Raw genomic sequence first — 24,034 nt, forward strand, 5'->3', positions numbered from 1 at the left:
TTTTCATCTGATGAACCAGCAAAATGGTCGCTTTCATTGGAAAGTGCTTATGTCATCAAAGAGTTTTTGTAAAAATTATAGATAAGATCCCAAATTGGATAACAATAATAAGAAAATAGATGGAAATAAAATGTGTATTCCGTCGATAAATAATGAAAATTTATCGACGGTCATTTAAAAATGAAATCAAGAAAATAACGTTAATAATAACGCAGCTAAATACAGACCAACACCATAAGAAGTGTGTGCCATCAGGCTTCTTAGTCTGGTTGTATTAGGGGCAGGTGTTTTAGATGCAGCCATCCCCATTCCCATACCTGGTTGCATAATGAAGAAAGGGGCAACTAAAGTAACGATGCCGATAATTAAAGCTGGCAGAAAAGTGGGGTTTCTTGCCCAATCTAATCCATAAATGAGTAATAGTACGCCGGCAAAAATGATCCCAATCAAATAGTGGGCAAACCAACCAATTCCGGTTTCACCTTTCACAGGCTCAGCTTGTAGAATGCTTGTATGGATAAATTTCCCTTTGGGAATATGTCCAATCCAGCGTCCTACCATGCTATAGTTCAGTGAGGGAATTCCGAAACACCGTTTTATGAAAACCGCCCAAAGATCCATAACAACCGTTGCACCAACGCCAATCAGTACAGAATAAACAATAAACTCCAATCCTTCATTCATCTGTTGCGATCCTCCGAATTGTGGCTATCTATTAATGGTCAATCAATCAGCGAGTACTCGAAATGACTAAAAAACTTTGCTACCATGATGGTCAATTAAATTATTGAATATAATAATGATGGAAGTAGAAAGTCAATGTTTGATAAAGAAATTCTTGTTGAGATCGCGGAAATTGCTAAGGTGTTGGGAAATTCCCATCGATTGATATTGCTTGAGTGTCTGATAGATACTGAACAATCCGTGGAAAATTTGTCGGAGCTTTCCGGTTTGTCGATTGCCAATACTTCCCAGCATCTCCAGCATCTCAAACGTGCAGGGTTGCTCCAGTCTCGCAAATCAGGTAAGCATGTACTTTATCGTCGGAGTGAAGGGCCTATCATAGAGGTTATCTCTGCGATCCAGCAATATGCCGAATTTAACCGCAAAGAAATGCGTAGGTTGATCGATGATTCGAGCAATCAGGAAGCCGTTTCGTGGGAAGAGCTGCTGGAGAGGATCAAAGCTAAGAGTATGACTTTACTCGATGTCAGACCAAAAGAGGAGTTTGAACAGGGTCATTTACCCGATGCTATTAATATTCCTGTTGATGAGCTGGAGAATAGGCTGGATGAACTGGCATCTAATAGGGAGTTGATCGCCTATTGCCGTGGCCCTTATTGTGTACTTTCTGCCAATGCCCTCGCATTGCTTCGTGCTAAGGGAATTCAAGCCCGTCGGTTTAAAAAAGGATTTTCGGGTTGGAAAGAGGCCGGAATGCGAATCGAGACAAAATCTTAATAAATATCTAGCGATCACAATCACATTTTTGTTGATTAAAAATTGAGCTGGCATTAAAAGTAAATAAAATCAAAAACTGATTGTTACTGCTTAGATAGGAAAAACCTGACATCGGCTTTCTCCACGGTATAGAGACTGACGTTGTCAGGTTTTTTTCATTGGTAGCCAATAGATTTTGACAGCACAGGCAGTGCGGAAAACGAGGGAAGTGGCATGACATACCAGATACTGACCCAAGAAATCATTGCAGGTGTTGGTGGTAAAGAAAATATTGTCAGTCTCGTTCATTGTGCGACTCGGCTGCGTTTTAAACTATGGGATAGCACACTCGCCGATATCAATAAACTAAAAGCCCATCCTAATATCATTACGGTTGTTGAAAGTGGAGGGCAATTTCAGGTTGTGATTGGTAATCAAGTCAAAGAGGTATATCAGGCTATTCAGCAAGTGTTGGCACCTTCTGATGAAGCACCCTTAATGGCAAATCCAACTGGCAAGCGAGATAATTTATTTAACCATTTTATCGATATTATTTCGGGTATCTTTACCCCATTTTTAGGGGTAATGGCAGCTTCCGGGATCTTAAAAGGCTTGCTTGCAGTTGCCATTGCATTTCATTGGCTAACGCTTGATAGCGGTACTTATCGTATCTGGTATGCAGCCAGTGACTCGCTGTTTTATTTTTTTCCTTTATTACTTGGCTATACCGCGGGTAAAAAATTTGGGGGTAATCCATTTATTACGATGGGAATTGGCGGAGCTTTGGTACATCCCATGATCATCTCTGCTTTCGAGGTATCAATGGTTGCTGGCAGCGCAACTAAATACTTTATGGGGATCCCTCTCTCATTTTTGAATTATAGCTCTTCTGTGATCCCAATTATTTTTGCCTCATGGATAAGCTGTAAAATCGAGAAAAAATTGGATGCACACCTGCCAGCCACTATCAAAACCTTCATTACTCCCCTTGTCTGTCTGATGTTGATTGTTCCGCTCGTATTTATTGTCATTGGGCCAGTGGCGACATGGTTAAGTCATTCACTGGCTTATGCTTATCAAGCCGTATATGGATTTGCTCCGGTTCTGGCAGGAGCGATTATGGGGGCAATCTGGCAAGTTTGTGTCATTTTTGGCCTGCATTGGGGACTAGTGCCAGTCATATTCAACAACTTAACTGTGTTGGGGCATGATACGTTAGTCCCTCTGTTGTTGCCCGCCGTAATGGGACAAACGGGAGCGGCATTGGGCGTTTTCCTGCGTACCCGCGATGCTAAATTAAAAATGCTATCTGGCTCTGCTGTTACTGCCGGTATATTTGGTATCACTGAGCCTGCGGTTTATGGGGTTACCCTGCCTTACCGGCGACCGTTTATCTTTGGTTGTCTTGCTGGTGCGATCGGTGGCTCTGTTGTTGGTTATTACCAAAGTGCCATCTATTCAATAGGACTGAGCAATATTTTTACCTTCACTCAAATGATCCCGCCATCAGGAATCGATAATACTGTTTGGGGTGCAATTATTGGCACGTTGCTGGCATTTATTATTGCGGCTATTTTGACGTGGATGTTTGGTCTGCCTGCCGTTACCAATCCGCCTACAGAAACAATACTTACTGATAAAAACCAGTCTGAATTCCCACATAAGCCTTAAATGTCCATGAGAGGAGGGTTTGCATGAAACAGTTTCCAATGCATTTTTTATGGGGAGGCGCGATTGCTGCCAATCAAGTTGAAGGTGCTTATTTGACGGATGGAAAAGGTCTTTCTACTTCAGATGTTTTGCCGCAGGGGATTATTGGCCCTGTTGTTGAACGTGCTCCTTCGGATGAAACGCGATATCTCAAAGATATTGCTATCGATTTCTATCACCGTTACTCCGAAGATATCGCCTTGTTTGCGGAAATGGGATTTAAATGCTTACGTACATCTATTGCCTGGAGCCGGATTTTTCCTCATGGGGATGATAAGCAACCCAATGAAGCAGGCCTGGCATTTTATGACAGGTTGTTCGACGAAATGGCCAAATATGGCATTCAACCTTTGATCACATTATCTCACTATGAAATGCCGTGGACGTTAGTCAAAAAATATGGCGGGTGGGGGGATCGTAGACTGATTGCATTTTTTGAACGTTATGCGCGCACGGTATTGACTCGCTACCAGAGTAAGGTGAAGTTATGGCTGACATTTAATGAAATCAATATGTCGCTGCATGAACCGCTGACAGGTGTTGGATTGCTGAGAAATAGCACTCAATCAGAGATCTATCAGGCTATTCACCATCAATTGGTTGCCAGTGCCAGAGTGGTGAAATTGTGCCGAGAAATCATTCCTGATGCCCAGATTGGTAATATGTTGCTTGGTGGTTTGATGTATCCATTAACCTGTAAACCAGAAGATGTATTGGCAACTCTTCAGCAAAATCAAAAGTGGTTGTTTTTTGGCGATGTCCAGAGCCGTGGGAATTATCCTGGCTACATGCTGCGTTATTTTCGCGAGAATGGTATTGAACTTACTATTACAGAGCAAGATAGGCATGATCTGAAAAATACGGTCGATTTTATCTCATTTAGTTATTACATGAGCGGCTGTATGATCGCAGATAAAGCGGAATACCAGAAACAGCGGGGCAATATTCTGCATATGGTGGCTAATCCTTACTTGCCCAGTTCAGAATGGGGTTGGCAGATAGATCCCCTTGGTTTACGCACTATATTGAATTTGCTATGGGATCGCTATCAGAAGCCCTTGTTTATTGTTGAGAATGGCTTGGGGGCGAAAGATACACCGGAAGCAGATGGCAGTATTCGGGATGATTATCGTATTCAATACCTTAAAGAGCATCTTATCCAGGTCAGAGAAGCGATTGAAGATGGTGTGGATATTATGGGGTATACCAGTTGGGGGCCGATTGATTTGGTCAGTGCTTCAAAAGGTGAGATAACCAAACGCTACGGTTATATCTATGTTGACCAGAATGAACAGGGAACAGGTACGTTGGAGCGACGTCGTAAGAAGAGCTTTTATTGGTATAGACAAGTGATTGCAACCAATGGCAGTAGCTTGAGTGAATGATTCTATTTTTGATTCATAAGGTTCTGAGTCTGTTCAGAACCTTTATGGTCTTCAATGATTAATAGCAACAAGCAACATGTGGATTTTTAACGACGTGCACTTTTCGGCCTGAATGCGGCTACAACGCTTTCATCTGTTTCTACATAAGGGCCATCCAGCAATTGGATGCAGTAGGGAACACTGGCGAAAATTCCCGCTACCAACACCTTGCCATCTTCGTTTTTTAATCCTTCTAGTGTTTCTGCGATGGCTTTCGGTTGTCCGGGAAGGTTTAGAATCAGCGCTTGATTGCGGATCACGCCAACTTGCCGGGACAGAATGGCTGTTGGTACAAATTGAAGGCTGATTTGGCGCATTTGTTCCCCAAATCCTGGCATTTCACGATCAGCAATTGCCAGCGTTGCATCCGGCGTTACATCGCGACGTGCGGGACCCGTCCCCCCAGTGGTCAGTACCAGATGACATCCCAATTCATCGACCAGTTCACACAATGTTTGTTCAATCAGGATTTGCTCATCAGGGATCAGGCGGGTTTCTACGCTAAAAGGTGTGGTAATCGCTTTTTTCAGCCATGTTTCCAGTGCGGGCAGCCCTTTATCCTGATAAACGCCATTTGACGCACGATCAGAAACAGACACGAGGCCAATGCGCAATACATTCATACAAACCTCAATTAATTATGAAAAATAATAAAACTTTTTGGCTGCAACTTGAAATTTATTGGGTATAAGTTATAGCTAAGTCGATGGTAGCATGGCTCCAACTTCGTTGCAGCGTAATAATATTTCTACTATTCACCTATATGGTATTGTGGCAAATTTTTATCGTCCACATCCATCTCCTGGTACAGATAAAGGTGCTGTTGCGGGAAAGCAGATGAAGTTTAAAGCTATAAAATCACGCTGTACTGCTTTAATCATAGCCTGAGGAGTTCCACTATTCTGTTTTCTTTAACAAAAATTTTGATCGTTCCTCAGGCTCTGAGTTTCCTTTCTTAAGCAGAGTTCGGGTTATTTAATCAACTTTATTTGATCAAAAAGTCGCCGTTATACCTAACCTGAATGTACGACCAGGAGAAGGAATATAACCTACATTAATTGGTTGTATATAATATCTATCAAAAACATTATCCACAGTAAAATCTGCTATTATGTTTTTATTTATAATTAATGAACTTCTAAAATCAACGATTGTTGCCGGTTTATAGTCGATAGGTGCTAACAATGGAGCAGAACCTCGTCCAACCCTAGCGGTTGGTATTGCTCTTTTATCAAAGTACGATATTCGTCCACCAATAGATAATTTGTTGTTAAGGAACCCTTGATTTACATCGAGTGAATAGCTTTTTTTAGGCGGAATGTGGTTTGTTGCATAATCAGATGGAAGGTTCTCATTAATGCATCCTTTTTCTTTTTTACAAAACTCAATATTTATATAGTAATTTGCTGATGCTTTTACTGTAAAATCCTTAATCTTATAGCTTGTCTCTAGCTCAATTCCTTCAAATTTTGCTTTATTGATATTATCAATATGCATTGAAAATTTATCCCATTGCCAGCTACGACTAATATAATTATCAATGTTAGAGTTAAAATAACCGATGCTTAATTTTAATTCATCATTTGCTATCAGATTTTCAAAGCCAAACGCAGATCCTATTTCAATATTTTTCATAGTCTCATGTTGTAGGTTATTATCAGCTTTCATAAAAAAGCCATTTGTCCCTTCAACTAATGAAGGAAATCTTGGACTTTGAGAATAACGACTATACAGCATTATTTGTTTTGTTGGTCTATATTCAACGCCGAAACTATATCCATAAGCCGTTCCATCCTTAGGTATTGATGGGGTATCACCTTTATCTTTTAATGAATAACCTTTATGCTCAAAAGAAGATAGTAAATTAATGTTATTGGTTAATTCATACTTCCCATTAACAAAAATACGGTATTCTTGTCTTGTTCCTTCTCGCTGGTGAGGATGCTGAGACCAAAAACCTTTGGCTGGCCCCGTTTTTTCGGTAAGATAACTCCCTCCCAGAAGTACATTTGTTGGTTTATTATACATGTCAAATTCTAAGTCATTAGAAAGATTAACCCCCCATGTGTCAGATTTCTTTTCATCACCTAATGTATTTTGGGATGTTTTAGGTCTGTCTTTTAAATCTAAATGCCATAGAGAAAAGTTAAAATCAATTAACGGGTTACTTGATTTCCAATCATAACCTAGTTTATATCTTGCTAAACGAACATAAGCATTTGGTCCTTGTGATACTGGGACCGTAGTTCCTTTATCTATAGTTGTTGTATCTGCAACATATGTTTCACCAAAAGTACTATCATATAGGCTGTAAACAGCACTAACTCTGTGCTCATCATTAATCCATGCGCTGGTTTTTAATAAATAAGAACGTGTATTCTCTGATGTATTAGGTACTGCTGCACCTTTAGGATAAATGGTATAACCAGCATCTTGGACAGTTTCGGCTGTTACGGGGCAAGGCGCTATATTGTCATTATCATCATAATATTCATCCGGACATAAATACCCTGGTCGCGTATAATTATTTGTACCAAATCCTTTTTTTCCTGAATGATAATTTCCTCTGATGCGTTTTGATACCCCAGCTAAAAACTCGAAATTTTCATCTGCATAAGCAACCACTACACTTCCAGTGTTGTTTTTTCCATTAAATATGTTTTCTTTTTTTGGAGACGGTTCATCATTCCATGTGTAATTATTATAGTTTGAGTGGTTACTTAAAAGACTACCTTTTAGGCGTATACCAAAGTTATCACCTGGAATTAATATATCAGCAGGAGATATTGTTTTCATATTCACAGTACCACCTATCCCTGTAATACCGGAACCGCCATAAAATCCTTTTTTTATATCTACTTCACCGATGAAGTCTGGATCAATATAAGTACGGTTAGATACCCCCTGATAGCCTCGATATAAGGCTGTTTGATTTATAGTATCATCAACACTAGTAGAAATTCTTCCTTGACCTTGTAAACCTCGGATATTGACATCTATTGCTCCTGATGATCTGGATTCACCAGACAGAACTCCCGATGTACTTTTAAATATATCAGCAGGATTAATGATTATTTGTTTATTTAATTCCTGACTATCTAGTAATACTTCATTATTCTTCTTTAAGTCTAATGAAGAATAAACATATATAGTATCGCTTGAATGTTCGGTAGTTGATTCATTCGCAGCGAAAGAGTAAAGCGGGCTGACTGCAAAAAGAGTGATAAAAAAGTGTGGATTATTCATAAGATTACTACATTTGTTGATAATAATAACTATTATCATTATGCATTAATAATGTTCTTTGAACAACTTATCTTTAGGGGTTTTGTACGGAGCGAGCAGGAGCCAAAATGTCAAATAGGGGCAGGACAAATCGGTTTGATGGCAAGGCAAAAAAACAAACTCCATTAGTTTTGAATGGAGTTTGTCAGTGGCTTAAGGCGACCAATTAGTCGCCTTTGTGCAAGAAAAAATAGCGTATCGCTTGAGATTACAGCAGATCAGCAATCATGCTCTCAAGTTTGCCTTGGTCTACTGCAAACTTACGGATACCTTCTGCCAGTTTTTCAGTTGCCATTGCATCTTGGTGGTGGTTCCAGTAGAACTCGGCTTCAGTCATTGGCGCTGGACGTCCTTTGGTTTCGCCTTCGTAACCCAGTTTGCGCTCAACTTCACCTTCTGTCTCAGACAGTTCTTTTAGCAGTGCTGGAGAGATTGTCAGGCGGTCACAGCCTGCCAGTTCCAGAATTTCACCAGAGTTACGGAAACTTGCACCCATAACAACCGTGTTGTAACCGTGCTCTTTGTAGTACTGATAAATTTCAGAAACAGAAATCACACCTGGATCTTCATGCGGTGCGAATTCTTGCTTGCCACTATTTGCTTTGTACCAGTCAAGGATACGGCCGACAAATGGAGAAATCAGGTAGACACCGGCTTCTGCACAAGCACGTGCCTGGGCAAAGGAGAACAGCAGAGTCAGGTTACAGTTGATGCCTTCTTTTTCCAGTTGTTCCGCAGCACGGATACCTTGCCAGGTGGAGGCCAGTTTGATCAGGATGCGATCGTTGCTGATACCTGCTTCGTTGTACAGTTTGATCAGACGTTTTGCTTTCGCTACGCTTGCTTCGGTGTCATAAGACAGGCGTGCATCAACTTCAGTGGAGATACGGCCAGGGATCAGTTTCAGAATTTCCAGACCAATGTTAACAGCCAATTTATCGCTGGCATCAATAACTTGTTGTTCACGGGAATCGCTTTGACCACGCGCCCATTCAACAGCTTCATCGATCAGTTGGCGATATTCTGGAATTTGAGCTGCATTCAAAATCAGGGAAGGGTTAGTGGTCGCATCTTGCGGCTGATACAGTTTCATCGCCTCGATATCCCCGGTATCTGCTACTACTGTTGTCAGTTTACGCAGGGAAGTCAGTTTATCGGTCATGTTTAATATCTCATCGTTATACGTAAAATCTTTGGCAACGTTGCCTCGCCATCTTGTGATAATAACATGGTCAAGCGCGGCTGTAAGGTAGGAAAATTCTATCGCTGAGATTCTCCGCTTTTTGTCTTTTTTGCTAAAGTGAGGGAAGTCTGGATTATTAGGAAAAAATAATGCTTATTATCATTTCACCTGCAAAAACACTCGATTATGAAAGTCCACTCGCAACAGAAAAATATAGTCAACCGCTGTTATTGACGGAATCCCAACAACTGATCGAGATTTGCCGGACGTTAACACCCGCACAAATCGGTAGTTTGATGAGTATTAGTGATAAATTGGCGGGATTGAATGCTGCTCGTTTTGCAGAATGGCAGCCCGATTTCACGCCAGAAAATGCCCGTCAGGCGATTTTGGCATTTAAAGGCGATGTTTATACCGGTATGCAGGCTGAAACTTTTTCTGCCGATGATTTTGATTTTGCCCAAACACATTTAAGAATTCTATCTGGCCTATATGGGGTTTTGCGTCCTCTCGACTTGATGCAGCCTTATCGTTTGGAAATGGGCATTAAGCTGGAAAATCCACGCGGTAAAGATCTGTATCAGTTTTGGGGTGATTGTATTACTGAAAACTTAAATACAGCATTGGAACAGCAAGGTGATGATGTTCTGGTCAATCTGGCATCAGATGAGTATTTCAAATCAGTAAATACCAAAAAGCTGGCAGCCAGGATTATCAAACCTGTTTTTCTGGATGAAAAAAATGGTAAATACAAGGTCATTAGCTTCTATGCTAAAAAAGCTCGTGGTCTGATGAGCCGTTTTATCATTCAAAACGAACTGACCGATCCAGCACGGCTGGTAGAGTTCAATCTGGAAGGATACGTTTTTGATGAATCTCTCTCTAAGGGAAATGAATTGGTATTTAAGCGTTCTGCGCAGAATTAGTTTCTTAGTGTAACCAATTTTAGTCTATAAAGCCCAGTATGGAATCACTCCACCTATAAATGGGTGGAGTGATAAATGCCAGGTTATTTCGATGCTTTTTCCATCAAAAATTCACGTAACGTTAAGAAATCAGCGGGCATAAAGTGGGATAACAAGTCCAGATCTGCGCGTTCAGCTAACGCTTGTGGCAAGGACAATGGTTGGCCGAGTGTTGCTTCGACGCTTTCCTTAAATTTGGCTGGATGAGCAGTACCCAGGAACAAGCCATATTCCCCTTCTTGTAATTGATCACGCAAAACACGATAAGCGACGGCAGCATGTGGTTCGGAAATATAGCCTTTTGCCGCCAGTTCGCGCATGGTGCTTTGAGTGGTTGTATCATCCACAACCCCGTTGGCCAGTTCACTCAGTGCCCAGCTTTTGCGTTCGAACAGTTCTTCAATGCGCGGCCAGTTATTGGGCTGGCTGACATCCATGGCATTGGATAATGTTGGAATGGTTTGATGTGGTAGCCACTTACCTTCCGCTAAATAACGAGGAACAGTGTCATTAACATTAGTTGCCGCGATAAAACGTTTTATCGGCAATCCCAGCGATTTTGCCAGTAGCCCCGCGGTTAAATTACCAAAATTTCCGCTTGGGACGGAAATAACTAATTGTTCACGTTTTTCTGCTGGGATTTGTGCAACCGCTTCAAAGTAATAACAGATTTGTGCCAGTAGGCGGCTGATATTAATTGAGTTGGCTGAGTTGAGATGTAAAGCCTGCTTCAATTCTTCGTCATCAAAAGCCTGTTTGACCAATGCCTGGCAAGCATCGAAATCCCCCTTGATAGCAACCGTATGAATGTTGCCACCCAGAGTACAAAAGAGTTTTTCCTGCAATGGGCTGATTTTGCCTTCGGGATAAAGGATCACAACCTGTACGTTATTCAATCCATAGAAAGCATGAGCAACTGCGGCGCCGGTATCACCGGATGTTGCAGTCAAAATAGTGACGGGTTGTTCTCCTGCAATCTGGGTAAGAATTTGGGCCATGAAACGGCCGCCAAAGTCTTTGAACGCCAGTGTTGGGCCGTGATAAAGCTCCAGTGAAGCGATGTCATCTTCGACAGTCGCTACAGGGGCAGGGAAGGCAAATGCATTTTTCACGCGAACTGCCAATTGCTCTGCGGGAATTTCATCGCCGATAAAGGCAGTGAGAATGCGTTGGCTGCGGCTGACAAAATCCAATTGCAATAAGTCATCAATTTCATTACGGCTGAATGCTGGTAAATCCTGTGGAAAAAAGAGGCCTTGCTGTTTACCTAATCCCTGTTTTACCGCCTGTGAAAAACTGACCTGCTCGCTGTTGTCTTTTAAATTATATAATTTCATGGTTACTTTACCTGTCGTGCGCCTGCGAGATCCAGACGGCAAATGTGTACAAAGCCTTCATCATTCTGTACGTAATGTTGTTGCAGCCAGTGTGCAACCTCTTCTGCTACAGCTTTTTTATTACAAATTGCAAAAAGTGTTGGGCCAGAACCGGAAATGCCGCACGCCAGTGCCCCTAATTTTTTGACTGCATCGCGTGCATTGGCAAATCCCGGTAAGAGTTGTGTGCGATAAGGTTCTGCCACAACATCTTGCATTAATTTGGCAGCCAGTTCTGATTGCTGGGTATGGCAGGCATGGATAAAACCAGCAAAGTGACGTCCATGCTCAATGATGTCCTTACGGGCATAGTGATTGGGCAGGATTGCACGGGCTTCCGCTGTCGATACTTTGATGCCAGGATAAGCCATTACCCATAGCCAATCATCAAATGTGGGAACAGGCAGACAGGAGGTATCTTCCTGAGATAATATCAATTGCAATCCTCCCAAATAGCAGGGAGCGACATTATCATAATGAACACCACCGGAAATGCGCCCTTCTAATTCTCCCATCATGCCCAGCAACTGGTGTTGGTTAAATGGTCGGCCTGCATGTTCATTCAATGCCACTAAACCGGCGACGACAGAGCAGGCACTGGAGCCTAATCCTGAACCGATCGGCATATTTTTCTCTAATGTCATGGCAACGGGCAGTTCTTTTCCCAGTTGTTGACAAAAAAGCTGCCAGCATTGGTAGACAATGTTTTGTTTGGGATCGGCAGGTAATTTGCCAACAAATCGCCCTTTATTATTCAGGCTGAAACTTTCAGCTTCACTTACGGAGACACAATCTCCAAGTAACGAGCCATCAATGGGAGAAACTGCTGCGCCAAGCACATCAAATCCGACGCCAACGTTCCCGATAGAGGCAGGCGCATAAACCCTGATAACCATTAAACCCCCAATTTCCATGACAGAGTGCGTAATATATCAGCAAAAACGCCGGCTGCCGTTACATCATTTCCTGCGCCATAACCACGTAATACCAGCGGAATGGGTTGATAATAACGGGTGTAGAAAGCCAGAGCGTTTTCGCCATTTTTGACTTTATAAAGTGGATCGTTGCCATCAACAGAGACAATTTTCACTGTACAACGGCCTTGCTCAATTAAGCCAACATAACGCAAGACTTTCCCTTGTTCTGCGGCTTGTTCCGCACGTTGGCTAAATTCCTGATCCAGTTGCGATAAACGTTGCAGGAAACTGTCAACTTCGCCACTGGCGTCGAACGATATGGGTAAAACGGGTTCGACATGAATATCTTCCAGTTCCAGTTCATAACCTGCCTCACGCGCTAAAATCAGCAGCTTTCGGGCAACATCCATGCCAGAGAGATCATCGCGTGGATCGGGTTCAGTAAAGCCTTTCTCTTTGGCGAGCATGGTTGCTTGTGACAGCGTCATACCTTCATCCAGCATACCGAAAATATAGGATAGAGAACCCGACAGGATGCCACTGAACTGCACTAGTTCATCACCGGCATTAAGCAGATTTTGTAAGTTTTCGATAACAGGCAATCCAGCCCCTACGTTAGTGTCATACAGGAACTTACGTTTCGATTTTTCTGCGGCCTGACGGATTTGGCGATAATAAGCCATTGATAAAGTATTGGCTTTTTTATTTGGTGTGACAACGTTAAAGCCATCGCTGAGGAAGCTCGCATACTGTTCCGCAATCGACTGATTGGAAGTACAGTCCACAATGACTGGATTCAGGAGATGGTACTCTTTTTCAAGGCGGATCAGACGACTCAAGCTAAAAGGCTCAGTTGCTTCTGAGAGTGCTTGCTGCCAGTTATCCAGACAGATACCTTGCGCATCAGTCAATAAAGCACGGGAATTGGCAATACCACAGACGCGCAAATCGATATGTTTCTGTTTGAGCCAGGTTTGCTGACGACGTATTTGCTCGATCAACGCACTGCCTACACCACCTACACCGACAACAAAGACCTCAACAACTTGAGCGGTGTTAAACAGCATTTGATGGCAGAGACGAACAGCCGTAGTCGCGGCATCATTTTCAATGACGGCGGAAATGGAACGTTCGGAAGAACCTTGCGCAATGGCAATGATGTTGATATTGGCGCGTGTTAATGCGGAGAAAAAGCGGGCAGAAGTCCCCGGCTGAGTACGCATACCATCGCCAACGACAGAAATAATGGCAAGATTATCGATCACGTCAATGGGATCAAGCACACCATCTTTCAGCTCCAGATAAAATTCTTCTGTCAGTGCCTTCTGTGCTTTTGTCGATTCTTTTTGTGGTACACAGAAGCTGATGCTGTATTCTGACGAGGACTGCGTGATTAACACAACGGAAATACCTTTGCGTGACATGACGGAAAAGATCCGTGCTGCCATCCCGACCATACCTTTCATGCCAAGGCCGGAAACGTTGAACATTGCCATATGATCCAGATTGGTAATGCCCTTAATCGGCATGTTCTGGTCTTTTTGCCCATCATCAATGAGCGCATCGCCAATAAACGTACCCGGTGCATCGGGATTAGCCGTATTTTTTATCAGGCAAGGAATTTGAAACTGGGCAATCGGGGCGATAGTACGAGGATGAAGGACTTTCGCACCGAAATAAGACAATTCCATCGCTTCTTGATATGACAGGCTTTTCAGCAAGCGTGCATCTTTCACCGCTCTTGGATCACAAGTATAAACACCGTCTACATCCGTCCAGATTTCACAACAATCTGCACGCAGGCATGCTGCCAATACTGCGGCTGAATAGTCAGAGCCGTTGCGTCCCAACACAACCAATTCGCCATTTTCATTGCCCGCAGTGAAACCAGCCATCAGGATGATGTGGTCAGCAGGAATGTTAAGTGCCGCAATGCGTTTGGAAGATTCATGGATATCGACGGTGGATTCGAGACAATGCCCATGCGCCAAAAGGTTTTTGACCGGATCAATGACAGTCACTTTATGACCACGAGCTTGTAGCACGGATTCCATGATGGCAATCGACAGTTTTTCACCACGACAGATCAGAGATGCATTAATGCTGTCTGGGCATTGTTTTAACAAAGAAATGCCGTGCAGAGTCTGTTTAAGGCTGGCAAGCTCACGCTCTACTAGCCCTTTCAGGCGTTCATAATCAAACCCTGGTTGTTGTTCTTTCAATCCTGACAGCAAATCAGCAAAGATTTGGGTAGCATCGCTCATATTGGAAACAATATCTTGCCCAGCAACCGTTTTTTCGATCATCGCCACCAGATGGTTTGTGATTTTTGCTGGTGCAGAAAGTACTAAGGCAACTTGTCCAAGGGATAACTCATTCTCGGCGATATCTGCAACACTCAGTACACGCTGGTGATTCGCAACTGAGGTTCCGCCAAATTTCAATACTCGCATTAACGTTCTTCTCCTGATTTCTGTCCAAAAAAAAGCCCGTATCTTGTGGGATACGGGCTCAATGTTGTTTTATGTGTATACGTCAGCCCGCACCGTAACTCATGGTTCCGGTGGTAATCGTGGTTGTAGTAATGGTTATAGTGGTGTTTGCAAGAACCATTTTTTTCGGGCTGATGTGGTGCATAGTTTCCTGTCTGTCTTTTTAATTCGTTTGACCCCCTATTGGTTAAATTAAATTGTGGTCAATGTCAAATATTTTTTATGGTGAAAGAAGAAAAAAACGTCATTTTCCGTATCGAAATTATTCAAAATATAACCCAAATGACAAATCATTATTTGGTTAGTCAGCTTATTTAATAGCATTTAATTTTACAAAAAACATATTTTGTAATTATTTTGTCTTTATGATAAAAACGTGTCATCTGGATATTTCAGTGTCGAGCGAATCTCTCTTCAAGTATTCACGACATTTCAACATCCATTAACATAACTTATTCAAGTTAATAACAAACAACCCAAATTAAAATTAACAATTACAATTAATGTTAACGTGCTACAATTGATTTTGATATGTATCAACAAAAGTTAGTTTTTTTAGAAGGCAAATGCATTACTAGCTGTTATATTGCTGTTAATAGACTAATATAGAAGCCTCGTTTAAATCGGGTTTTTTCGGGTATGTACCCTCTAGGAAAGCGACGCTGGCTTTTAGCGTAAAACATATCAAAACATTTATTTCGGGCATAAGCTGGTTTTCTGTCATTCAGAACAAGATCAGCATATTTTCTTTTAATAATAACAGCTTGTGTCATACAGATTCTGTTTTTTAGCGATTTTAGGTAGCAACCATGCAAACCCCGCACATTTTGATTGTTGAAGACGAAATTGTCACACGCAATACCCTTAAGAGTATTTTTGAGGCTGAAGGGTATGTTGTTTATGAAGCCAATGATGGTTCAGAAATGCACAACATTCTGTCAGATAACGATATCAATTTAGTCATTATGGATATCAATTTGCCAGGTAAAAATGGCTTACTGCTTGCCCGTGAATTACGTGAGCAGGCAAATGTTGCATTGATGTTCTTAACCGGCCGTGATAATGAAGTGGACAAAATTCTTGGTCTCGAAATCGGTGCTGATGATTATATAACTAAGCCATTTAACCCACGCGAACTAACCATCCGTGCTCGTAATTTGCTTTCGCGGACAATGAACCTGAGTCATCCAGGAGAAGAGCGTCGCCAAGTTGAAAGTTATAAGTTCAATGGATGGGAGCTGGATATCAATAGCCGCTCTTTGGTTAGCCCGATGGGAGATCATTACAAACTGCCGCGTAGTGAATTTCGTGCGATGCTCCATTTCTGTGAGAATCCAGGAAAAATCCAAACCCGTGCAGAATTGTTGAAAAAAAATGACGGGCCGTGAACTGAAACCTCACGATCGTACGGTTGATGTAACTATTCGCCGTATTCGTAAACACTTCGAATCGACACCAGATACTCCAGAAATCATTGCGACCATCCACGGTGAAGGTTACCGTTTCTGTGGTGATTTAGAAGAATGATTGATACCTTTTTATAGGTATGTATTCTACATAGGATATCTGTCAAAAGCCCCGTATGTCTTATGACATCAGGGCTTTTCTTTTAGTCGGTGCTTGCTTGCCTCAGTGATGAGTTATTCACTCTTTCCACGGCATAATCGGTACAGCACTGATGGCATTTTTAGGGGAACCATCGATCACTTTGTCAGAATAAGTTAAATAAATTAGTGAATTACGATTTGGATCGTAGAAGCGTACAACCTGCAATTTTTTAAATACCAAAGAAGTGCGTTTTTGGAAGACGACGTGTCCTTTCTTGGCGGATTTTTTTATCTTATCTGCCAATTCGATCGGGCCAATTTGCTGACAGGATATGGCTGCATCAGATGTATCTTCTGCCAATCCCAATCCTCCTTTGAGTCCTCCAGTTTTGGCTCTGCTCAGATAACAGGTGACATTTTTAACGTCAGGATCATCAAAGGCTTCTATCACTATCTTGTTATCAGGGCCAAAAAGTTTGAACACTGTGTCAACAGAACCGATCTCTTCAGCATGCAACGCCGCAGGAGAAAAGAGTAAGGTAGCCGCTATCACTATTTTCTTCATTGTTGCCATATATATAGTCCAATTGAATTAAATAAATACAGTGAAAATATCTATCATTCACATATAATGTAACGCAATAAATTTAATTAAATCATTTCCAATGTGAATGTGTCTGTGATGGAAAATCAGGGCATTATAGCTGAATATGCACCCAAGACGAGTAAGTAATGGTCTTTAAAAATTTATGCCATTGGAATTAGGTCAACATCCAGCACATCAGTAGTAGATATATTTTCTCTTATAATTCATATCATTGACTTATTTATCAAGACAATGCTTGACATATTACCGATTCTGCTATTAATTTATTCCAAGTGAAAACTTGTTTAATTCATTGAGGGTTTATTGATAACATCAATGTAACAATCAATATGCCTAATGGAAGCATCTTGGCATATTGTACCTAAAGAATAACTAACTAATAGTTATAGTAAACATTGGTAATCAATTACTGGGATAGGTGTACTGCAACAACACTCAGGGAAATTGTCATCTAGGTTTATTTGGGGAAAAGTATAGGTGTTGATTATTTATCAAACTACACAATATCTTTTTTAGGAAAAAACTTTTAGTTTTCAAACTAATAAGTTGTTTTACATTTATATGATTTTCTTTTTGTCTTAATGACTGAGGGAGATGTATGGATCAAACCAACATCATTCGAGACTTGCTGCATTGGGTGGATAATAATCTGGATCGTCCATTGTCTCTTGATAACGTTGCAGCAAAAGCAGGTTACTCCAAATGGCACTTGCAGCGCATGTTCAAGGAGGTAACAGGCCAGGCAATAGGTTCTTATATCCGTGCGAGAAGATTATCCAGAGCCGCCGTTGCATTACGTTTAACCAGCCGTCCTATCTTGGACATTGCCTTGCAATATCGCTTTGATTCTCAACAAACTTTCACAAGAGCTTTCAAAAAACAGTTTGACCGAACGCCAGCAGCCTATCGTCGCAGCGAAGAGTGGTGCGCAAAAGGAATATGTCCTCCTATCTTGCTGGATAACAAACCTTTGCCAGAGCACAAATTTGTCACGTTGGAAGAGAAGTCACTTATCGGTACTGAGCACACTTGCAGTTACACGCTTGAGCAGTGGTCAGAAGATTGCAAGAATATGCGTCATGAGTTTTGGATTAACTATCTACAAGATGCGGAAATATTACCACCGAGACTTTATGGACTACACCATACGACCCCTTGTATGGAAAGTGAAGATGAACAGACAGTGTTCTATACCACAGCCATAGAACCAGAATATGCTACCTTTGATACCAAAGATAGCCGTCCAGTCGCCTTGCCGAGTGGAGATTATATTTCATTCAGTTATTTTGGTGATAAAGAGCAGTTACAAGAGTTTCTCTTTACCGTTTATGGTGTCTGTTTGCCTACACTAAACATAACTCGCAGAAAGGGATACGATGTCGAGCGATATTACCTCACTAATCTTGAATGGAAAAATCTTGGGGATGAGACACAAAATCATGTTGTGGAATTTGAGTATCTCATCCCAATTGAACGTTAACCTTGTAATTCATCCAAGGCGGGCATATCCAGATGAGTGATATCGCCCGTTGTTTCAACTATCCAACCTGGGGCCAGCCACGGGCTATCCTGATAATCCACCCGTGAGATGGAACAGTTTCTCAACCGTAGGCGGCGTTCTGAGTTAGCGGGAAGGCCCAGAATAGAGCAGATCAAACCGACGAGTGCTATTCCATGACTGACCAAAAGTGGACGGCTACCCGTAGGCAGGTTAAGGCAATTTTCCAGTGCGGCCCGCATACGGGTAGATACTTCATGCATCGATTCACCTTCTGGGATCCGTCCATTTGGTGTACCATCAACAAGACTTTTACGCCAAGATTCTTCTTCTGGTGTGAGGGAAGTTAGTTCGCGATTTTCCAGAACGCCCATATTTAACTCTCGCAGGCGTGGTTCCAGTATGACGTCACAGCCACAGGCTCTCGCGATGATTTCTGCTGTTTGGCGTGTCCGACCAAGGTCACTGGTGATAACATGGGTAATGTTTTCTGATTTAATTCTCTGCGCGACCAAGTGAGCTTGGCGCTGACCCGTTTCAGTCAAAGGACTGTCAGATTGCCCCTGAATACGACGAGCCACATTCCATTCGGTTTCGCCATGACGAACAAGATAGACCTGTAACATAGTTATTTTCCGTTATACTGCATCATGAAATAATTCAAAGGATAATTTATTTATATGTACCACGTTATTGCAGCAACAACTAACCCTGCGAAGATAAAAGCGATTAGCCTTGCATTCGATGATGTTTTTGGCCCAGGCACTTACCACATAGAAGATGTTAATGTAGACAGTAGCGTACCTCAACAACCCATTGGTAATACTGAGACTCGTACAGGTGCTCGTCATCGAGTTATGGCTGCTCGCCAGGTCCGGCCTGAAGCTGATTTCTGGGTTGGAGTTGAAGCAGGAATTGAAGATGATATGACGTTTGCCTGGATGGTCGTTGAACATAAACAAATTCGGGGAGAATCGCGTTCTGCTAGCCTGATGTTGCCAGAAAAAGTTCTGGAAGGCATTCGTAAAGGACGCGAACTTGGCCATGAAATGGCGGATGTCACTGGCGTCGATAATATCAAGCAGAAAGGTGGTGCGATTGGCTTTTTTACCAATGGTATTCTGACGCGTACCAGCGTTTATCATCAAGCTCTGATACTGGCTCTGGTGCCTATTCATCATGAAATTTACAAAGAGTCGAATAACTAATCTTAACGGTACATCGTTGTTTGGGGGCGCGATTGGACGGCCCCCGCTGCATTATCTAATTTGTTATTTTATCGTGGTTATTGTCAATCAGTTATTAACTGATTTTCCAGCCATTTCTTAACATGAGCCGGTGCGTTCTTTAAGCTATTGGAACCACGTGTAATTGTCGCAATACCAACGCCTAGCTCATTTTTCAGTTCGCGCTGGTTCATTTGACCACGCATCAATTCCTGAATAATCCGAACCCGAGTTGATAAAGCGGTACGTTCATCGGGAGTCAATAATAGCTGCAAAATAGAATGTTGCAAATTTTGTTCAAATGCTATTTTTAACAACTCAACAAAAGTGAGCCAGTCATCACCATCTTCCGGGGAAAGCGCCGGATCAATCAAATGATTTTGTGCCATAATTAACCGCCATACTATTCAACTAGTACAGTAGCATATCATATTTATCTTAAATTAATAACGTCTTTGCCATTCCGCATTTGTCAGCACATTGGGCATTTTCCCCATAAAATTATGGTAGAACATGTCGTAGGCAAGAACATTTTTGACATAAGAACGTGTTTCCGCAAAAGGAATGCTCTCAATAAAGGCGATGGGATCGATGTTCCCAGCGGTGTTAGCTAACCAACGCTCAACATTTGCAGGGCCGGCATTATAAGCGGCACTGGCAAGAATACGGTTATTGTCAAAACGCTGATAGACGGACTCCAGATAAGCGGTGCCAATTTTAATATTCGTAATCGGGTTCATTAATTGATTGCTGCTGACATAACCCTGAATTTTCTCACTCTTCACGGTATGTTCGGCGGTTTTGGGCATGATCTGCATTAATCCACTGGCTCCTTTGGAAGAACGGGCCTGTGGGTCCCAGGCACTTTCCTGACGGGCAATTGCCATTGCATAACTTTGTGAAATATTTTTATCTGATGTGAAGTTTGCAAATTCGTTTTGCCACGCCATCGGGAAACGCTCTTCAAGGTGATCCCACATTTTTCCCGCAATGGTAGCTTGTACACTGAATGCGGGCCAGCGCTGCTCAAATGCATAACGAGCCAACTGTTCTTGTTTCACGCGATCTTGCGAAGAAACCAGGAGGAGCCATTCTGAGCGTGCCAAATTATCCATATTCCAATACAGCAACTCCCGGATACGTTTAATTGCTGGCATATTGGCAATGGAACGATCGGGTCTCTCTGATTTATTGATGGTCAGAGGATAAGAAATATGTAATTTCTGGGCGGCCACCATGGGATAAAAACCACGATGTTCGGTCAGTTTACGTAATATCGCGTTGCCTTCTGCGCTTTTCCTTTGATTGAGCAGAATAATAGCTCTCCAATATTGCCACTCATCTTGTTGCAACGTTTTTTGCGGCAACAACGAAATCCATCTTTCAAGCCCAGAATGATCGCCATCCCTCAATGCTAAGCGAGCACGTCTCTCAATCAATTTGATAGAGTGTGAATCGTGAATGGTATCATCCCGCCATTTTGCCTGCTCTGGTGTAATGTCTCCCATCAATTGCCATGCGACGATATCTTTTAATTGTTGTCGTTCGGCGTCATTCATCTTTTGAGAGCGGACAAGTGTAGGGATGCTTACTCTGGCAAGTTCAGCATTTATGCGGGCAAATCGGGAGAAGTTCGTTATGATAACTGAGCGGGTGAAGTCGGTTGGTGTGGCAGTTGTGGCAACTTGTTCAATTAACGTTGGATCATGTTGCAGCTTCAGTAAATTCGTACTCAAGCTTTGATAACGCAATGGCAAGCGTTTGGCAAGATAGGTAACAAGTGTGGTGTTATTGGCTTTCATCGCCAATTCGATACGCTGCAAAATTAAATGTGCAGACAGGTATCCAGCCTGATCCCAGGCAGTGAGTAGTTTATCGCAACTAGCAGGTAATGAGTTGCCATTGAGCCAAATTTCTTGGGCACCTTGCCAGGCGACTTGTTGGTGTCCTGTGGCCCATTGTGCAAAGTAATAATCACAGCGTTCTGCCACTGTATTTGGCGGGTTGGGACTGAATGCCAGGATGCCGCTCCAATCACCATTGTTTGCCAGTACACTGATAAATCGAGATGCCAGCGAACGTGCTGGTGGCAAGGTAGGGTGAGTATTAATAAAGTGCTGAACTTGCTGAGGAGTGGTAGTTGCCAGATCCTGAGATAATTGACGATATTCGAGATAAGGATACAGCGGGTAATTTTTCAGCATTGGCATCAGACGCGTCACTTCCGCCATATTTTTGGTATCCCATGCCTGCTTTATTTCTTGATATCGTTGACGTTGGGCATTCAGAGAATCAGCATGTGCCGCTCCAGCAACAACAGAAACCAGACTTACAGCCATGACGAAATGCTGCCACTTACTCATTGCCACATACCCCTTCGGAAGACTACTATCAGTGTCCAATTGCCCTGTATTTAAATGCTTTGCTCAGGTGCGCTGTCCAAGTGAATTGTTAAGATGCTATGTAATTATAATCATATTATTGATGTGAATTATTACAATTGTCATACCAAATAGAAAACGCTGAAAAAGTGCTATTTGATAAGAGGATAGGTAAAATAAGCCATCCAAACTCGATAAACGCAGACGTTTTTTAAAATTTCTTGATTAATCAAAAGGTAAACTACATTGGCTCAATATGTTTATAGTATGCATCGGGTGGGAAAAGTTGTTCCTCCTAAAAGGCATATTCTGAAAAATATTTCTCTGAGTTTTTTCCCTGGAGCAAAAATCGGTGTTCTCGGCCTCAATGGTGCCGGTAAATCTACTTTACTGCGCATTATGGCGGGTATTGATAAAGATATTGAGGGAGAAGCGCGTCCACAACCGGGTATTAAAATCGGCTATCTGCCGCAGGAACCTAAGCTTAATCCTGAACATACTGTTCGTGAAGCGGTGGAAGAAGCTGTTAGCGAAGTTAAAAATGCTCTGACTCGCCTTGATGAAGTTTATGCTGCTTATGCTGATCCGGATGCGGATTTCGATAAGCTGGCAAAAGAGCAAGGTGAGCTGGAAGCGATTATCCAATCCCACGATGGGCACAATCTGGACAATCAGCTTGAACGAGCGGCTGATGCTCTACGTCTGCCTGCATGGGAGGCGAAGATTGAACACTTGTCCGGTGGTGAACGCCGTCGTGTGGCAATTTGCCGTCTGTTATTGGAAAAACCAGACATGCTGCTGCTTGACGAACCCACTAACCACCTTGATGCTGAGTCTGTTGCATGGCTGGAGCGCTTCCTGCACGATTACGAAGGCACAGTGGTTGCGATCACCCATGACCGTTACTTCCTCGATAACGTTGCTGGTTGGATCTTGGAACTTGACCGTGGTGAAGGTATTCCGTGGGAAGGCAACTACTCTTCATGGCTGGAACAAAAAGATGCACGTCTGGCACAGGAAGCTGCGTCAGAAGCGGCTCGCCGTAAATCCATTGAAAAAGAACTTGAGTGGATCCGCCAAAATCCGAAAGGACGTCAGGCAAAAGGCAAGGCACGTTTAGCTCGCTTTGAAGAACTGAGTAGCGTTGACTACCAGAAGCGTAATGAAACCAGCGAATTGTTTATTCCGCCTGGTCCACGTTTGGGGGACAAGGTGCTGGAAGTCACCAATCTAACCAAGTCTTATGGTGATCGCGTACTGATCGACAACTTGAATTTCTCTCTGCCGAAAGGGGCGATTGTTGGGATCATCGGTCCGAACGGTGCGGGTAAATCAACGCTGTTCCGTATGTTGTCCGGTCAGGAGCAGCCAGATTCTGGCTCAATTACACTGGGTGAAACGGTTAAATTGGCTTCTGTGGAGCAGTTCCGCGATAGCATGGATGACAGCAAAACCGTTTGGGAAGAGGTTTCTGGCGGTCAAGACATTATGCGTATCGGTAACTTTGAAATTCCGAGCCGTGCCTATGTTGGTCGCTTTAACTTCAAAGGCGTAGATCAAGGCAAGCGTGTTGGTGAATTGTCTGGTGGTGAGCGTGGTCGTCTGCATTTAGCTAAACTGTTGCAAGTTGGCGGCAACATGTTACTACTTGACGAACCGACCAACGATTTAGACGTCGAAACTTTACGTGCATTGGAAAACGCCTTGCTGGAATTCCCAGGCTGTGCGATGGTTATTTCCCATGACCGTTGGTTCCTTGACCGTATCGCAACACACATCATTGATTATCAGGATGAAGGTAAAGTCACCTTCTTTGAAGGAAACTTCAGCGAATACGAAGATTATAAGAAGCGGACTATGGGGGCGGAAGCACTGGAGCCTCACCGCATTAAATATAAAAAGATCAGCAAGTAAGCCTGCCAGAAAATAAACCTGATAGAAAAAACGGCCTGATATCAGGCCGTTTTTTGTTGCTGGTAACTA

Annotated in this window: 17 protein-coding genes, 2 pseudogenes and 1 other annotated feature; of the genes and pseudogenes, 8 read left to right on the forward strand and 11 right to left on the reverse strand. The window is 42.6% G+C overall.

The window, feature by feature from the left end; genetic code table 11:
• Positions 1-186: 186 nt before the first annotated feature.
• Positions 187-684 carry a DUF2938 domain-containing protein gene (locus tag BDE27_RS02015; protein WP_099132726.1) on the reverse strand — a complete coding sequence of 166 codons (498 nt, stop codon included), beginning with the start codon at positions 682-684 and terminating at the stop codon, positions 187-189.
• Between the two features lie 135 nt (positions 685-819).
• Between BDE27_RS02015 and BDE27_RS02020 the strand changes: the two genes are divergently transcribed.
• The 3 genes and pseudogenes from BDE27_RS02020 to ascB all read left to right on the forward strand — a co-directional run bounded on the left by BDE27_RS02020 (position 820) and on the right by ascB (position 4,535).
• Positions 820-1,461 (forward strand): ArsR/SmtB family transcription factor, encoded by a 642-nt coding sequence (locus BDE27_RS02020; RefSeq protein WP_099132725.1) that lies wholly within the window; start codon positions 820-822, stop codon positions 1,459-1,461.
• Positions 1,462-1,674: 213 nt separating this feature from the next.
• Positions 1,675-3,063: pseudogene (locus BDE27_RS02025) on the forward strand (PTS transporter subunit EIIC); the annotation flags it as partial.
• A 71-nt stretch (positions 3,064-3,134) separates the two neighbouring features.
• Positions 3,135-4,535, forward strand: coding sequence for a 6-phospho-beta-glucosidase (gene ascB, locus BDE27_RS02030; RefSeq protein WP_099132723.1), 1,401 nt, complete (start codon positions 3,135-3,137; stop codon positions 4,533-4,535).
• 86 nt (positions 4,536-4,621) lie between these two features.
• On the opposite strand, the gene mog is transcribed toward ascB, so the two are convergent.
• From mog to tal, 3 genes are all read right to left on the reverse strand, one after another.
• A complete protein-coding gene (gene mog, locus BDE27_RS02035; protein WP_099132722.1) occupies positions 4,622-5,197 on the reverse strand; it encodes a molybdopterin adenylyltransferase in 576 nt (191 codons plus the stop codon).
• Positions 5,198-5,567: 370 nt separating this feature from the next.
• Positions 5,568-7,820, reverse strand: a complete 2,253-nt coding sequence (locus BDE27_RS02040) for a TonB-dependent receptor domain-containing protein (RefSeq protein WP_167450518.1) — start codon at positions 7,818-7,820, stop codon at positions 5,568-5,570.
• A gap of 247 nt (positions 7,821-8,067) precedes the next feature.
• A complete protein-coding gene (tal, locus tag BDE27_RS02045) occupies positions 8,068-9,021 on the reverse strand; it encodes a transaldolase (protein WP_099132720.1) in 954 nt (317 codons plus the stop codon).
• A 170-nt stretch (positions 9,022-9,191) separates the two neighbouring features.
• On the opposite strand from tal, the gene yaaA reads away from it, so the two are divergent.
• Entirely contained in the window at positions 9,192-9,968 is a 777-nt protein-coding gene (gene yaaA, locus BDE27_RS02050; RefSeq protein WP_099132719.1) for a peroxide stress protein YaaA, read from the forward strand.
• A gap of 83 nt (positions 9,969-10,051) precedes the next feature.
• Here yaaA and thrC read toward each other — a convergent pair whose 3' ends face one another.
• The 3 genes from thrC to thrA are packed head-to-tail and all read right to left on the reverse strand — an operon-like array spanning position 10,052 to position 14,753.
• Positions 10,052-11,344 (reverse strand): threonine synthase, encoded by a 1,293-nt coding sequence (gene thrC / locus BDE27_RS02055; protein WP_099132718.1) that lies wholly within the window; start codon positions 11,342-11,344, stop codon positions 10,052-10,054.
• A gap of 2 nt (positions 11,345-11,346) precedes the next feature.
• Positions 11,347-12,297, reverse strand: coding sequence for a homoserine kinase (gene thrB / locus BDE27_RS02060; RefSeq protein ID WP_099132717.1), 951 nt, complete (start codon positions 12,295-12,297; stop codon positions 11,347-11,349).
• On the reverse strand, positions 12,279-14,753 hold the full coding sequence (thrA, locus tag BDE27_RS02065) for a bifunctional aspartate kinase/homoserine dehydrogenase I (RefSeq protein ID WP_099132716.1): 2,475 nt from the start codon (positions 14,751-14,753) through the stop codon (positions 12,279-12,281). Before thrA ends, thrB begins: the two co-directional genes overlap by 19 nt.
• A gap of 25 nt (positions 14,754-14,778) precedes the next feature.
• Positions 14,779-14,895, reverse strand: a sequence feature (Thr leader region).
• 706 nt (positions 14,896-15,601) lie between these two features.
• On the opposite strand from thrA, the pseudogene arcA reads away from it, so the two are divergent.
• Positions 15,602-16,319, forward strand: a pseudogene (arcA, locus tag BDE27_RS02070) (two-component system response regulator ArcA).
• Positions 16,320-16,436: 117 nt separating this feature from the next.
• Here the strand turns inward: arcA and creA are convergent.
• A complete protein-coding gene (gene creA, locus BDE27_RS02075; RefSeq protein WP_099132714.1) occupies positions 16,437-16,913 on the reverse strand; it encodes a protein CreA in 477 nt (158 codons plus the stop codon).
• Positions 16,914-17,544: 631 nt separating this feature from the next.
• Between creA and robA the strand changes: the two genes are divergently transcribed.
• Complete coding sequence (robA, locus tag BDE27_RS02080) at positions 17,545-18,426, forward strand: MDR efflux pump AcrAB transcriptional activator RobA (RefSeq protein ID WP_099132713.1); 882 nt, start codon at positions 17,545-17,547, stop codon at positions 18,424-18,426.
• Here the strand turns inward: robA and gpmB are convergent.
• The gene (gene gpmB / locus BDE27_RS02085; protein WP_099132712.1) at positions 18,423-19,070 is read right to left on the reverse strand and encodes a 2,3-diphosphoglycerate-dependent phosphoglycerate mutase GpmB; all 648 of its coding nucleotides are present in this window, start codon (positions 19,068-19,070) and stop codon (positions 18,423-18,425) included. The genes robA and gpmB overlap by 4 nt on opposite strands.
• Positions 19,071-19,124: 54 nt before the next feature.
• Here gpmB and yjjX point away from each other — a divergent pair, with 54 nt between their 5' ends.
• Complete coding sequence (gene yjjX / locus BDE27_RS02090; protein WP_099132711.1) at positions 19,125-19,652, forward strand: inosine/xanthosine triphosphatase; 528 nt, start codon at positions 19,125-19,127, stop codon at positions 19,650-19,652.
• A gap of 83 nt (positions 19,653-19,735) precedes the next feature.
• On the opposite strand, the gene trpR is transcribed toward yjjX, so the two are convergent.
• On the reverse strand, positions 19,736-20,059 hold the full coding sequence (gene trpR, locus BDE27_RS02095; RefSeq protein WP_099132710.1) for a trp operon repressor: 324 nt from the start codon (positions 20,057-20,059) through the stop codon (positions 19,736-19,738).
• Positions 20,060-20,113: 54 nt separating this feature from the next.
• Positions 20,114-22,033, reverse strand: coding sequence for a murein transglycosylase (gene sltY, locus BDE27_RS02100; RefSeq protein WP_099132709.1), 1,920 nt, complete (start codon positions 22,031-22,033; stop codon positions 20,114-20,116).
• 264 nt (positions 22,034-22,297) lie between these two features.
• On the opposite strand from sltY, the gene ettA reads away from it, so the two are divergent.
• Positions 22,298-23,965 (forward strand): energy-dependent translational throttle protein EttA, encoded by a 1,668-nt coding sequence (gene ettA / locus BDE27_RS02105; RefSeq protein WP_099132708.1) that lies wholly within the window; start codon positions 22,298-22,300, stop codon positions 23,963-23,965.
• Positions 23,966-24,034 lie beyond the last annotated feature (69 nt).

The organism is Xenorhabdus ehlersii (assembly GCF_003610465.1).
Lineage (GTDB): Bacteria > Pseudomonadota > Gammaproteobacteria > Enterobacterales > Enterobacteriaceae > Xenorhabdus > Xenorhabdus ehlersii.

Bases quoted from the DNA above. Each gene is read 5' to 3' on its own strand.
- yjjX (WP_099132711.1), top strand. From the start codon at position 19,125: ATGTACCACGTTATTGCAGCAACAACTAACCCTGCGAAGATAAAAGCG.
- robA (WP_099132713.1), top strand. From the start codon at position 17,545: ATGGATCAAACCAACATCATTCGAGACTTGCTGCATTGGGTGGATAAT.
- BDE27_RS02020 (WP_099132725.1), top strand. From the start codon at position 820: ATGTTTGATAAAGAAATTCTTGTTGAGATCGCGGAAATTGCTAAGGTG.
- yaaA (WP_099132719.1), top strand. From the start codon at position 9,192: ATGCTTATTATCATTTCACCTGCAAAAACACTCGATTATGAAAGTCCA.
- BDE27_RS02040 (WP_167450518.1), bottom strand. From the start codon at position 7,820: ATGAATAATCCACACTTTTTTATCACTCTTTTTGCAGTCAGCCCGCTT.
- tal (WP_099132720.1), bottom strand. From the start codon at position 9,021: ATGACCGATAAACTGACTTCCCTGCGTAAACTGACAACAGTAGTAGCA.
- thrA (WP_099132716.1), bottom strand. From the start codon at position 14,753: ATGCGAGTATTGAAATTTGGCGGAACCTCAGTTGCGAATCACCAGCGT.
- thrB (WP_099132717.1), bottom strand. From the start codon at position 12,297: ATGGAAATTGGGGGTTTAATGGTTATCAGGGTTTATGCGCCTGCCTCT.
- ascB (WP_099132723.1), top strand. From the start codon at position 3,135: ATGAAACAGTTTCCAATGCATTTTTTATGGGGAGGCGCGATTGCTGCC.
- BDE27_RS02015 (WP_099132726.1), bottom strand. From the start codon at position 684: ATGAATGAAGGATTGGAGTTTATTGTTTATTCTGTACTGATTGGCGTT.
- mog (WP_099132722.1), bottom strand. From the start codon at position 5,197: ATGAATGTATTGCGCATTGGCCTCGTGTCTGTTTCTGATCGTGCGTCA.
- thrC (WP_099132718.1), bottom strand. From the start codon at position 11,344: ATGAAATTATATAATTTAAAAGACAACAGCGAGCAGGTCAGTTTTTCA.
- creA (WP_099132714.1), bottom strand. From the start codon at position 16,913: ATGGCAACAATGAAGAAAATAGTGATAGCGGCTACCTTACTCTTTTCT.
- trpR (WP_099132710.1), bottom strand. From the start codon at position 20,059: ATGGCACAAAATCATTTGATTGATCCGGCGCTTTCCCCGGAAGATGGT.
- sltY (WP_099132709.1), bottom strand. From the start codon at position 22,033: ATGAGTAAGTGGCAGCATTTCGTCATGGCTGTAAGTCTGGTTTCTGTT.
- gpmB (WP_099132712.1), bottom strand. From the start codon at position 19,070: ATGTTACAGGTCTATCTTGTTCGTCATGGCGAAACCGAATGGAATGTG.